The sequence below is a fragment of the Nitrosomonas sp. Nm33 genome (genome assembly GCF_900107265.1).
GTDB lineage: Bacteria > Pseudomonadota > Gammaproteobacteria > Burkholderiales > Nitrosomonadaceae > Nitrosomonas.
On sequence record NZ_FNPJ01000082.1, the window covers coordinates 1 to 12,871 of the forward strand.

General features: G+C 45.7%; 10 protein-coding genes and 1 pseudogene. 3 read left to right on the forward strand and 8 right to left on the reverse strand.

What is annotated here, in order from left to right:
- The 3 genes from BLV54_RS13000 to BLV54_RS13010 form a co-directional block, all read left to right on the forward strand.
- On the forward strand, positions 1–417 hold a 417-nt coding region (locus BLV54_RS13000; protein ID WP_143032477.1), incomplete at its 5' end, for an IS5 family transposase.
- 310 nt (positions 418–727) lie between these two features.
- Positions 728–1,969, forward strand: coding sequence for an amidohydrolase (locus BLV54_RS13005; protein WP_090572072.1), 1,242 nt, complete (start codon positions 728–730; stop codon positions 1,967–1,969).
- A 28-nt stretch (positions 1,970–1,997) separates the two neighbouring features.
- Entirely contained in the window at positions 1,998–2,639 is a 642-nt protein-coding gene (locus BLV54_RS13010) for a trimeric intracellular cation channel family protein (RefSeq protein WP_218132401.1), read from the forward strand.
- Between the two features lie 663 nt (positions 2,640–3,302).
- On the opposite strand, the gene nhaA is transcribed toward BLV54_RS13010, so the two are convergent.
- The 8 genes and pseudogenes from nhaA to BLV54_RS13055 form a co-directional block, all read right to left on the reverse strand.
- The gene (gene nhaA, locus BLV54_RS13020; protein WP_090572074.1) at positions 3,303–5,144 is read right to left on the reverse strand and encodes a Na+/H+ antiporter NhaA; all 1,842 of its coding nucleotides are present in this window, start codon (positions 5,142–5,144) and stop codon (positions 3,303–3,305) included.
- Positions 5,145–5,557: 413 nt separating this feature from the next.
- Positions 5,558–7,078 carry an aldehyde dehydrogenase family protein gene (locus tag BLV54_RS13025; protein ID WP_090572075.1) on the reverse strand — a complete coding sequence of 507 codons (1,521 nt, stop codon included), beginning with the start codon at positions 7,076–7,078 and terminating at the stop codon, positions 5,558–5,560.
- A gap of 62 nt (positions 7,079–7,140) precedes the next feature.
- Positions 7,141–8,250 (reverse strand): NAD(P)-dependent alcohol dehydrogenase, encoded by a 1,110-nt coding sequence (locus tag BLV54_RS13030; protein WP_090572076.1) that lies wholly within the window; start codon positions 8,248–8,250, stop codon positions 7,141–7,143.
- Between the two features lie 50 nt (positions 8,251–8,300).
- Positions 8,301–9,845: an FAD-binding oxidoreductase gene (locus BLV54_RS13035; protein WP_090572077.1), complete on the reverse strand. Its 1,545-nt coding sequence runs from the start codon at positions 9,843–9,845 to the stop codon at positions 8,301–8,303.
- 12 nt (positions 9,846–9,857) lie between these two features.
- On the reverse strand, positions 9,858–10,805 hold the full coding sequence (locus BLV54_RS13040; RefSeq protein ID WP_090572078.1) for a hypothetical protein: 948 nt from the start codon (positions 10,803–10,805) through the stop codon (positions 9,858–9,860).
- Between the two features lie 14 nt (positions 10,806–10,819).
- Entirely contained in the window at positions 10,820–11,158 is a 339-nt protein-coding gene (locus BLV54_RS13045; protein WP_090572081.1) for a c-type cytochrome, read from the reverse strand.
- A 335-nt stretch (positions 11,159–11,493) separates the two neighbouring features.
- On the reverse strand, positions 11,494–11,733 hold the full coding sequence (locus tag BLV54_RS13050) for a DUF4142 domain-containing protein (RefSeq protein ID WP_090572079.1): 240 nt from the start codon (positions 11,731–11,733) through the stop codon (positions 11,494–11,496).
- A gap of 202 nt (positions 11,734–11,935) precedes the next feature.
- Positions 11,936–12,779, reverse strand: a pseudogene (locus tag BLV54_RS13055) (IS481 family transposase); the annotation flags it as partial.
- Positions 12,780–12,871 lie beyond the last annotated feature (92 nt).

A 12,871-nucleotide genomic window follows, 5' to 3' on the forward strand; every position in this document is an offset into this window, starting at 1 on the left:
ATCGGGAAAAGCCGTGCGGGCAACACTACGAAAATCCACCTGGCTGTTGATAGTTATGGTTTGCCGGTTGAATTTGAAATCACCGGTGGAGAAGTGAATGATTGTTCTGTAGCACCGCAGCTGATTGCCAGGTTACCTGATGCGCAAGCGATTGTAGCGGATAAGGGCTATGACAGTGAGTGTATACGTGAGCAGATAATAAAGAAGGGAACCAGGGCTGTGATTCCAGGAAAGCGCAATTCGTTGAAGGGTAACGCAGATATGGATTGGGGCTTGTATAGATATCGACACTTGGTGGAAAACGCTTTTGCCCGACTAAAACAGTATCGGGCAGTGGCAACACGATACGACAAACTAAAGAGAAATTATGAAAGTATGGTTGCCATGGCATGCGGGTATCTGTGGCTACCTGTGTGAAATGTCAACAGACTCTAGTAAACAAATATCCATAATTATTCTTTTATTAGTTAGATTATCTAGAATAATTAGAAATCAGATTCTACAAAATTTAATAAATGATTATTGCGTCCCACACCTTCTACCGTCATGCGCAAATTGCACTTGTTATAAATCGCTTCTGAAACAGGGTCTTCTCCAGCTTCAGCCAGAACTCATCAGTAAGCATCAATCGGGGCATAGCAAACTCATTTTGTTAGTGATATGAGAATCTACCAATTTATAGTAGGCAATTACACTTGTAATTATAAAACATAGATAGAGGTTGAAAATGAGTCATATACTAGATCAAGTACAAGACCAGATAGAATCATTACTGCCAAAAATTGAACATATTTATAAGGATTTACATCAGAACCCTGAGTTATCAATGCAAGAATTCAGAACTTCTAAAATAGCTGCAGATCATCTAAGAGATTTGGGCTTTGAAGTGTCAGAGAATTTAGGAATTACTGGTGTTGTCGGAATTATGAAAAATGGTGATGGTCAGGTTGTTATGCTGAGAGCTGACATGGATGCATTGCCTATGGAAGAGAAAACAAATTTACCTTATGCAAGCAGAGCTGTAGGTGAAACATCAGATGGTATAAAAACACCTGTTTCACATATGTGTGGACACGATCTCCATGTAGCTTGGATGATGGGAGCTTCAGAGATTCTCTCCAAGAATAAAAATTTATGGAAGGGAACTTTAATGGTTGTCTTTCAACCTGGGGAGGAAATCGGAAAAGGTGCTTTAGCTATGATTGATGATATGAAAGACAAATTCCTGAAACCAGATATTATTTTAGGGCAGCATGTAATGGTCGGTAAAGCCGGTACTGTAGGATATAAAGCGGGAGCAATCCTTACCGCTGGTGATAGTTTACATATAAAATTTCATGGAAGAGGAGCTCATGGGTCAATGCCGCAAAACTCCATAGACCCAGTTATGATAGCCGCTCATTCCGCAGTCAGGTTGCAAACAATAGTTTCTAGAGAAATCTCACCTTTAGATAGCGCAGTTTTAACTATCGGATCAATTCAAGCAGGTACCACAGAGAATATCATCCCAGATGATGCTGTTTTAAAGATAAACATGCGCAGCTACAAAGACTCTGTCAGGGAAAAAATGATAAAATCCGTAGAAAGAATTTGTCTTTGTGAAAGTCATGCTTCTGGTGCATCAAAACCAGAAATAAAATTCATTGATAGCTATCCGGTAACTGAAAATGATGAATATGCCACAAAAAAATTAAGCGAAAATTTCATTAGTTATTTTGGCGACAGATGTTACGAGACTAAACCAGCTACCGCGAGTGAAGATTTTAGCTACTTTGGTAGAAGGTGGGGTGTACCTTATGTATTTTGGTTCATTGGTAGCACAGAAAAAGGAGAGTGGGAAAAAGCAGTGAATGAAGATAAGGTAGAGAGTATTCCTGCCAATCACTCATCTCAATTCAAAATAGAATTAAACCCTACAGTTAAAACCGGATTAGAAGCCATGTTAGTAGCAGCACTTGCATGGCTTTAATACAATGGGAAACACAGGCATATGCTTTATGCCTGTATTACTGGTGAAAATAGTGGATAGCATATTACATTTCATAGACCTATTTGGTACATTTATATTTGCCTTAAGTGGTGCTGTAATTGGAGTAAAGAAAAATTATGATGTGTTTGGAGTCTTTGTTATATCTCTAGTTACCGCTGTAGGAGGTGGTGTAATAAGAGACATTTGTATATCTGCAACTCCACCTGCTGGACTTATAACCATCGAGTATTTAATAGGAGTATTCCTTGCAATAATTATAGTTTCATTTTTCCAAAAATTAATTCTTTCCTTCCAAAAACCAAGTACATTTTTTGATGCGATAGGATTAGGGTTTTTTGCCGCGTTTGGTGCTAACAAAACCTACCAGTATACTGGTAGTATACAGCTATCAGTTATTCTTGGTTGTGCAAGCGCTGTAGGTGGTGGTGTTTTTAGAGATATTCTAACAGGGAAAAGCCCTTCAATATTCACACAGGATCTTTATGCTAGCGCGGCAATAATAGGTTCTTTAATTGAAATAATGGGTTCAACTGGAGTTATAGACAACAGGATTAGCATATGGGTTTCTATTTTAACAACAACAACGATCAGGATGTTAGCCATCAAATATAAAATAAAACTCCCATCGATAAAAAATAAAAATATGTAAGCAATCCATTTAACCACAAAAATTATTAATAATGTATGAATATTACGACTTCTGTTGACATTTTAAAGAAGCCAAATTACTGCTGAGATAAACTGTATAAACTCTATGTAATTTCTAGCTATTTTTTCATAGCGTGAGGATATTCTTCTGTAATGCTTAATTTTGTTGAAGAAACACTCAATCAAATGACGCGCTTTATAAACGAACCAATCATAATCAGTTACATTGATTCGATTGCTACGAGACGGAGTCTCAGCTTCGTTTCGTTTGAGATGTATCCTCTTCACAGCGAGTTACTCTACAGTACGCGTGCGCATATGCTACACGTCGATCTGATTGAGCGTTCAATAGCCTTTTTGCCGTTTCCTCTAACGACATTCCCAATTCTAAAGGAAGCAATACTGCCTGAGTCGTCAACACACAGCCGTGGTTTTGGCTGCTTTCAACAATTCTCGTGCCAACACTAACTGATTTGCTCCGCCCGCTCTTCTCGCCATAATTTTTCCTCGTAATCTATGGCAATATTATCTCATTTCCTAATGAGAGCTTGAATTAAGCGCGTATTGGCAACGATACATGACGATACAAGCTTAAGGAAAAAACTTTCACCGATTGCAAAGGCAATCATGCTGAGTTTTTAATCACGATGCGAGGTCGGTATTATTATTGTTGCCTTGTTGGCGAGTTAAACCAGGCTCCCCATAGCAACGAGACGCCAATTATTGCGGAGACCGTCGACGCTATAAATATAGCGATTTTAGCGGCATCAAGGTCATTTGATGAAGGGAAAGCTTGAGCAGCAACGAAAAGTGACATTGTGAAGCCAATTCCCGCCAATGCTGCAGCACCGACCAACTGCGTCCAGGAATAGGCTTCTGGTTTATCAGCAATCCCCGCTCGAACGGCCAGAACTGAGGCGGCGACCATTCCAACGGGTTTTCCAACCACAAAGCCTGTGAGTATGGCGAGCACCAATGGCTCTCGCCCATCAATGATTCCTGTCGACAAAACGACCCCGCCATTGGCTAACGCAAAAAGTGGCAACACCAAATAACTCGATCGTGCCCCAGCGTGCCTTAACAGACGCGCAGCTGGAGACTCAAGACGATCATATATCGTATCCAGTGCCTGGAGGACTGGCAGTGATGGGCCATGCCTTAGGAATTCTCCTGAATACTGAGAGCTGGCAGCGATGATTGTATTTGCCTGCGCCATCAGCACATGCATATTCGGGGGTGGTCGAGTTGGGATAAATATCGCGAGTATGATACCGGCAAGTGTGGCATGTACGCCGCTCGCATTGAAGCATGCCCAGAGAACGAGGCCGAGCAACAGGTACGGCGTGAGTTTATAAATTCGTCCGCGGTTCAGCACGGCCAGGCCGGCGCATGTCATAGCAGCACCAACGAGATACCCAAGTTGTAAGTCGGTCGAATAAAACACGGCAATAACAAGTATTGCGCCAATATCATCAACGATGGCCGCCGCAGTCAGGAAGACGCGCAATTCCAACGGTACACGCCGCCCCATCAGTGCGATCAGTGCAACTGCGAAAGCTGTATCCGTCGCCATCGGGATTCCCCAACCATGCGACCATATACCGTCAGGAACTATTGCTATGTAAAGCAAGGCGGGCACCAACATCCCACCGAGTGCCGCTGCAATGGGTAAGATTGCTGAACGTAATCGCGCTAAATGACCAACAGTGAATTCGCGTTTTATTTCCAAACCTACAACTAGAAAGAAAATTGTAAGTAGCCCATCATTAATCCAATGCTGAATCGAGAGGCTGAAACTTGTTTCTCCAAATGTCAAACCAAAATCTTGTTTCCAGAAAGCTTCAAATATTGAGTTATGGGCGGAATTACTAACAATCACTGCCGTAACTAACGCAAGTAGCAATAAGGCCCCCGCAGAAGGTCCCCATTTAATAAAATCAAACGCCGCCACACGAACGCGATACCCTAATGTTTCAAGCATTGCTTCATTAAGGGAGTACTGGTCCCACGGGCCCTTATACTGACGGCCATTGATAAAGAAAGTTGGTGTGATATTTACGCCGCTATGGCTGGCACTGGCTAAGCCTGCATCGACGTTTTCGCGGGCCAACTGATCTGCCTTCTTTGTGTCTTCGGCGTCTGTTGCAGTAAGACCGAGATCCGCAGCGACTTCCGCCAAGTCTTCTTCCATCAATTGCACGGATCGGGTCATTAATTTCATATGGGCTTTCCAAAAACTTTCCGAATCCCTTGCATGCTCCACCAACTCTGCAGCACGCCGCGCCAGTGTGTTTCCCGGGACAGGTCGGTGCCTGAAAACATAGCGCATTTGGTCACCAAACTTGTCGCGAATACCCGAAATAACTTCATTGGCCGCGCGACAATTGGGGCACGCATAACTTCCATATTCAACAATTGTTACTTTTGCGTGCGGCGGTCCGATCACGTGGTCTGATGATTCATCCACGGGTGGATCGAGCCTGCGTTTCTGATTTCTTTCTGTCATATATCGAACTCTCCGATGCAGGAATCGCGGCGGTGTGCCAAGATACTGATCAATCTATCTATCATCTTAAAGTTCCGATAGTATCGGGGTGACGGCTTACCAATCCGCAGATAAGTCGTAGTCCCGAATTGACACAAATGAAGAACTTCTCGCGTATAGGAAAAATAAACGCCCCTTTTTTGCTAAAGTTGATTATACGTAAGCCGGATGTTTAATCAAACATGCTGCTGAATGCTCAAAAAGCGTCTGTTTTTGCTTAAAGTAGTGTGACACTTCAACAAGAGTTAATCCATTTTCTTTAAAGAACTTAAATTTTCGTCCTCCATTTCATCTCTTCATTTTATGGAATTATGGGCTCCATGAAAATCAGCATACCCCACCAGTTGCGCTCTATATTGGACAGCATCCGTTACTTACCGCTCAGCTCCAAACCCCGTAAAGGCTCGCGCGTCGAAAGGATAGTGACGAGGCGTATGCTGAATGGTTATCCATTGATCAGTTGTGAATGCGGCTATTGCCCAAACACCATTGAAGCGACCGACACCTGAATTCTTTTCACCCCCAAAGGGGTTATAGGGTAAATCGTTGACCGGCTGATCATTGATATGCGCCATGCCTGATTCGAGTTGTTGTGCGAATAGAAGGCCGCGCTCGGCATCTTGTGTAAACACAGCGGCAGCAAGTCCAAGATCAGTGTCGTTAGCGATTTTCAGCGCATCGGCTTCATCGTGTGCACGTATGAGCGGCGCGATGGGGCCGAAGGATTCCGTTTGTGCCAACTGCATCTCATTGGTAACTTGGGAGAATACATGGGGTGGAAGTACCAAACCTTGTGCGTCACCACCCAACATTTGTCGGGCTCCCGATGAAATGGCATCGTGAATCCGTTGCTGCAGTCCGTTTAACTGGGATTCATTGATAATGGGACCGATCATTGTATCAGGGGCATTTGGGTCACCTGCTTTCAGTTGACGCACTCGATCCACAAAGCGTTCTACAAAATCATCGTAAATCCGATCATCAATAATGAAGCGATTAATACTCATGCAGGTTTGGCCCTGGTGTAGAAATTTACCAAACACGGCAGCTTCCACAGCTTGTGCCAAGTCGGCATCACTCAATACCACAAATGGGCCATTACCGCCTAATTCCAGTTCGAGTCTTTTTAGTATTGGTCCCTCGGCAGCTAATCTGGCTATATTGCGGCCGACCGGTGTTGACCCGGTAAATGATATGACACGAGGAATGGGGTGGGTGACAAATGCATCGCCAATCTCGCTGCCTGCACCCACGATAACGCTGAGTACGCCCGGAGGCAATCCCGCCTCTTCAAGGATTTTTGCAAGCAGCAATCCACCCGTTACGGGAGTATCACTGGCTGGCTTGACCACGACAGCATTCCCAACAGCAAGCGCGGGTGCTGCAGAACGAGCAGTGAGCTGGAATGGCCAATTCCAGGGGCTGATCACACTAACGACCCCAACGGGTTTGCGATACATACGGCTTTCCTTGCCGGGAATATCCGCCGGAAGAATCCGGCCTTCCACCAAATAAGGCAGCGTGGTTGCCTCGAGCAGCACGCCATGTACGGCATTCCATTCCAGATTGGCTTTGATGCGTGTACCACCGGACTCTTGAATAATCCATGTGACAATCTCTTCACGTCGCGCTTCCATGATCTGTGCCGCACGGCGCATGATTGCCGCCCGCTCACCCGGTAATAATGCCGCCCATTCAAGTTGTACCTTGGCGGCACCACGATAGGCTTCGTCCATGTCATCGCGATTGGCATGCGGTATTTCGACAAGAACTTTACCATCATAAGGATTAAAGTCGTTTAAAACCTTTGCTCCCTTGCCGTGGCGCCACTGGCCGTTGATCAGTAACTGATCGAAATTTGAATAGGGCTGTGGAGATTCTTTTTTCTTTTCCATAATGCATTCCTCATGCGTGTTTTCGTAGAAAATCCACTCAAAGTGTAGTACAAAAATTTGTACTACAGCCGAATGATCGGTTTAATCGTGACACCTTTCTCACTATCTTCAGCGGCCTGATTGATTTGATCGAAGGAATAAAACTTCACCAACTTGTCAAAAGGAAATTTTCCCTGTTTATATAGCTCAACGAGTGCCGGAATAAAAAGATCCGGTTTGCTATCGCCTTCGATGATTCCGATGATACGTTTTCCTGTCGTCATCACACCGTTGACATCGAAGCTCGCTTCAGTACCCAAGGCAGGGGCGCCGACAATACCGCATGTTCCCCGGATAGCCAGTGCATCAATGGCTTGACGCAATACGGCAGGGCGTCCACTTGATTCCAATGTGAAATCCGAACCTCCTCCGGTAATTTTGCGAACTGCTTCGACCGGATCAGTTTCTCGGCTGTTAATAGTATGGGTTGCACCGAGTTCCATCGCCAAGGCTAGGCGCGAAGGAATTACGTCTGCCGAGATGATTGTAGTAGCGCCCGCAGCATGTGCTGCCATCACGGCACTGAGTCCCACTGCACCGCCACCAAAAGCTGCAAAACTGCTTCCGGGGCTAACTTTTAACGCATTTATAACCGCTCCTGCACCGGTCTGAATACCGCAACCTAGCGGACCTAGCAACTCCAAGGGCGCATCTTTGGGGACTTTAATGACGTTACGCTCATGCACAAGGGCAAATGTGCCAAACGACGATTGCCCGAAGAAATGGTCATGAATCGGTTCTTGTGCATTGCCTGTTGCAAAGGTTGACGTGCTGCCATCTTCGCGTGCGCCACCGAAATTCAATGCATAAAAATGCTCGCAGTAGGTCAGGTCGCCACGTAAACAAGGTTTGCAGTGGCCGCACCACATATAGGTCAGCACCACATGGTCACCAACAGAGACTTTCTTCACATGACTGCCAATCTGTTCGACCACTCCCGAGCCTTCATGCCCCAACACCACCGGCAAAGGCACTTTGTAGAGCTGATCACGCGCGACCATATCGGTATGACACATTCCCGTTGCTACGATCCGGACGCGCACTTCATCGGCGCGTGGGTCATCCTGCATCACGTCTTCAATCTGAAAAGGTCCACCTTTTTGACGGACAACGGCTGCCTTGATTTTATTCACGTGTACCTCCGCTTTGGAATGGTTATTTTCTATTCAAAGTCAAAATGAGACTAGCGAATGCCGGATTTCCCCGGCGCAAGAATTCCATTTGGATCCAATGCTTTTTTAAGTGTTTTGTGCACATTTCTCTGTACCTGGCCATAGGTTTCAGCCACTTTATCCATAAATGCCGTGTTGACGCGGTAAGTGCCATACCCCCGCGCAGAGAATTCAGTCAGCAATTCATCAAAACACTGGTAGGCTGCTTTCGTCTGCTCCGGGTCGGTCTTATCGTACAGTACGTCGACAATATGATGCATATCACGCATCCCGACGATGAATTCACCGGAATAATCCAGGCCGTATTTGGCAAGAATCTGCTTGGTCAGAGCCATCTGTTTGAGCGTTTCACTGCCTCGCGCCTGTGAGACGGGTGCGAACCACATCGACCCGCCACCTCCGCGCCAGTTATATAACGAAAATTCCGTAAGTGTCATTTCTCCGCGCATAAGCTTAGCGCGATAAACAAATGCGGGATCCTCCGCCGCTTCCTGCTCCGTCAGAATTTTTGCCTTGCCCGATCGACCGAATGACTGCCTCACGATGTTCCAGTTCACATCAATCTGTTCCTGCGTGCCATAGAGCGCGGCATAGACATTCCAGATTCCCAGTTTATGGTCTTTCATAATCCGATAAACTGCTTCATCCGGAATTGAACCAGGCCCGGACACATAATCACTGCGCCGAGCTTTTACGGGTGCCTCATACAGTGCATGAGCGATGACCACAGCATTTGGAATCACACCGCTGATGCGCAGCGGACGAATCGTTTCAACGATCTCAACGATATCTTCTTCGTGCTGGTATTGAATGACAAACGGCTTGAATGCGGGTGGTTCAGGCATCAACCAGAAACCGAATTTAGTGACAATACCATAGTTGGATTGCGTAAAGATGCCATCCAGATAGGGTCCATATCCCCATTTGAATACCTGCCAGGTGTTGGAGTTGGGCATTGAACCCATGCCGGTGCGCAGTACTTCGCCATTTGCAAGTACAACTTCCATGCCACAGGCAAACAGGAACTGCTCGCCATAGGGCGTATATCCGACCCCGCGATCCAACGTATTACCAACCGGTCCTGCAATGGCTGAAGGCGCGGGCATGGATAGCCATAAGCCCAATTTGTGTTCTTTGATGTAATCATAGAGCTGCTGATAGGTTACACCTGGTTCTACCAAAGCAAAGGCTAAATCTTTATCCACTTCAAGAATGCGATTCATACGTTTCAGGTCAAGCACGACCTGACCACGCTCTGCCGGAGCTGCCGAGCCATAACCCAGATTTTTGCCGGTGGAAATCGTCCAGATCGGTACTTTGTATTGATTGCAAATCGCAACGATTCTCTGGATCTGCTCGACAGTTGTAGCCAATAGTGCTGCGGACGGCGCATGTTCGACATCGGAAACTGGCATCATCGTCTTAATGTAGGGTGCAAGCTGTTCCGCGCTGATGAGCACAGAGTTGTCACCCACTACCTTGCGAAAATCACTGATAGCTGCATCAAAGTTTTTTTCCGATACGCCTTTTGGTAATGCGATATATTTGCTGGTCATGCTGTGTTCTCCCTACACGTCGATTATAAACGAGACAAAATTTTTGCCCGATAACCCTTGATGATTCGGTTTACGCTGATTCGATCGATGTACAAATGCGCGGCTGGAACAAGACTCTTGATTTATCCCCATATCCAATGCTGTCGCTACCACCCCATAACCGGTAGCTTCAATCCAATTGTCAAATTGCGGATATTCAATTGCTGTACCTGTCGCCGTTTTGTGTTGGCCGATGGAAGATTCATCGACCCGAGAGGATACGGATTCCCAATTTTCTGATGCTTTCCAGCCAATCAGTTGACTGGCTTCCTGCGGAAGTACTCCGGCACAATGTAAACGAGTTGCGGACTGATCAGCCAACTGATAGGACGAAAATTCAGATAAGGATGCCTCTTTTCCTGCACTATCTCCCAGCGATTGTGCAAGAAAATTTTCGACAATAGAAAAACTGTGTCCATTTTGAATCAGCATGGATGCCAGCAATCCTCCAGCACTGTAGGCCGGTGACGCGGTAGTCCACCTATGACGCAGCGGGAGGGGGGCGTTATCGCTGGATACGGCAGTGTGCGAGCCTAATGCCAGCAGGCGCCTTTCAAAATTTCGCACCAGTTCAGTGAATATGGCCGCATTGGCATCATCCATGACGGCAACCCAGCGCATATTCCGGGTTTGCGTCAATAAATCCACTATGTGTAGAGGGTTGGTTAATAGCTGATCCTCTAATTGGAATGCTGGTAATGCACCTTGATGGTAACTGCTATAGTTGGTGTAAGCAGTCTGAGCGCCTTTGGCAAATGCTTCGTCTATAGGTGTATTTCCCAGCAATAGTCGGCAATTTCGCATACTACCGGCAAGCGTTTGGCTGATAGGTACTGCTTCAGCTATTCGGGGTATACCAAAGGCCAATAAGGTTCCTCCAGTAAGCATACCCTTGATGAGGCTACGTCGGGTTTCATCCATGGAATGTGACCTCCTTAATGCTGAGATTCTTTTTGTGAAATGAAATCCACCAGTTTTGCCAGTGATTCATCGTCAATCTCGGAAGAACGAAAGGCGGGCATGGCCCGGTTACCGTTACGAACGATTGTGCGGATATAGGTTGCGGGAAGTTCACGATTGCGGATTTGCGGTCCGACATCGGCTTCATGACAATAAGCGCAAATTTTGGCATAAATTTCTGCACCATCATTCCACGCAAAACCAGTGCTGGACTTTTCTTCTTGCGCTGACCATGCGCTGTTTATAGCAATGAAGATGATTACAAACATCAAGCAGAATACTACGACTACGCTTCCCAATCTTGTTTCTTTCATACTGATCCTCCGCAGAATTTCAGTGAGATGTTTGATGGGTGGTGCTACGTATTTATTCAGAAGAGTTAATAAAGTTTTTTCTGCTACTCCCACAGAAAGCTAGTAACCTTCTTACCCATGATTTCCTGATTAAACACAACTTTAGCTATCGGCATGCCGGTACAGGCAATACCGTAACATACATGTAACGGTAATAGGTGGTCTTCTGCGGAACATCATCTAGCGCACATTTGGCAGAATGAAAGATTTTCGACGTATCGCCATCCGCTTCGACCACAACGCGTCAAAAACTTCCTTTAGGCCATCTGCATCGCGGCTACCGTCATATGGTGGATTTAAAGAGTCCAAACCATATCATTAATTAACCAATTGGCACCATAATGCTCTCCAACCATCCGATGACCAAATCTCCTGGTTTCGGAGTGATTTGAAGTGGATCTAGCAAGATCGCCTGCACCGATTTCAGCTTTATTGAGGGCCTGAACGATAGCAACAATTTGCTCATCATTGAACATTCCAGCAAAAGCATTAAAAGCAGGAAGAATTAGAGCAATAGCATATATATATTTCTTCATAAGAATCTTCCATTTTATGTGAAATTAAAAGAGTTTTATGAAAATCCCAGTTTTTTTCTTTCTTGAATTCCTTCAATTTACTCTAAAAATAAAGTGTAATTTTATAAATCAATATGAATCAATGGAATGAACTTCATTAACTTATATTGATTTGTAAACCATTATTTTCTATCTTTATGATCATTGCAATACGTGCAAATACTTAGGTGTTTAGTCCCACGGTATGCTGGAAAGGATCAACGTTAAATCGTTCTGGCTCTTTTGTCCATATTTTGCAAATGTATTCGCAAGGCGTGAGGCCCTTGAGGGTTTTCAGTCGTCTGGCGAAGTTATATGCCACCAAAAAAGTATGTAGGTGAGCCTTCAACTGGTCATGTGAATCATAGTAATAGCGTTTCACAGTCGCTTCCTTGATTGTTCTATTCATGCGCTCGACTTGTCCGTTCGTCCAGGGATGTTTTGGTTTTGTGAGCCGGTGTTCGATGCCATGTTCATGACAGCACAGATCGAACATATGCGTGATCCCTGCGCTGTCAGCCCGTTGCGGTAGCGAGGCGGATGACAAAACTGGCTGCCGTTGTCGGTCAGGATCGTATGGATCTTGTAAGGAACGACCTTGATCAGGTTGCGCAGAAAGGCCGTCGATATTTCCCTGTTCGATTTGTCGTGCAACTCGGTATAGGCGAACTTACTGGTGCGGTCGATGGCGACGAACAGATAGAGCTTGCCTTCCTCGGTGCGCACTTCAGCGATGTCGATATGAAAGTATCCAATGGGATACTTCTTGAACTTCTTTTTCGCGGGTTTATCGCCATCTACATCCGGCAACCGACTGATGCCGTGACGTTGATAGCAGCGATGCAGGGATGAGCAGGACAGGTGCGGGATCGTGGATTGCAAGGCATACAGGCAGTCATCCAAAGGAGTAGCGTATGCTGGCGGAAAGCCACGCACATGGCTTCCTGCTCCTTCGTCAGAACGGTCGACGCAGGTTCCTTCGGTCCCATCGGCGCATCGTGAACGAAGTCCCGCTTCTTCCACTTTGAGGTATGCTGAGTTTTATGGAGTCCAAAGTTTCATAAAATATAGACATGGAATGGAGGATATAGATGGAACAATTACCCCGAACACGATATAG

What these genes read in the sequence shown, in the direction of transcription:
- BLV54_RS13005 (WP_090572072.1), top strand. Translation starts at nt 728, where the DNA reads ATGAGTCATATACTAGATCAAGTACAAGACCAGATAGAATCATTACTG.
- BLV54_RS13010 (WP_218132401.1), top strand. Translation starts at nt 1,998, where the DNA reads ATGCCTGTATTACTGGTGAAAATAGTGGATAGCATATTACATTTCATA.
- nhaA (WP_090572074.1), bottom strand. Translation starts at nt 5,144, where the DNA reads ATGACAGAAAGAAATCAGAAACGCAGGCTCGATCCACCCGTGGATGAA.
- BLV54_RS13025 (WP_090572075.1), bottom strand. Translation starts at nt 7,078, where the DNA reads ATGGAAAAGAAAAAAGAATCTCCACAGCCCTATTCAAATTTCGATCAG.
- BLV54_RS13035 (WP_090572077.1), bottom strand. Translation starts at nt 9,845, where the DNA reads ATGACCAGCAAATATATCGCATTACCAAAAGGCGTATCGGAAAAAAAC.
- BLV54_RS13040 (WP_090572078.1), bottom strand. Translation starts at nt 10,805, where the DNA reads ATGGATGAAACCCGACGTAGCCTCATCAAGGGTATGCTTACTGGAGGA.
- BLV54_RS13045 (WP_090572081.1), bottom strand. Translation starts at nt 11,158, where the DNA reads ATGAAAGAAACAAGATTGGGAAGCGTAGTCGTAGTATTCTGCTTGATG.
- BLV54_RS13050 (WP_090572079.1), bottom strand. Translation starts at nt 11,733, where the DNA reads ATGAAGAAATATATATATGCTATTGCTCTAATTCTTCCTGCTTTTAAT.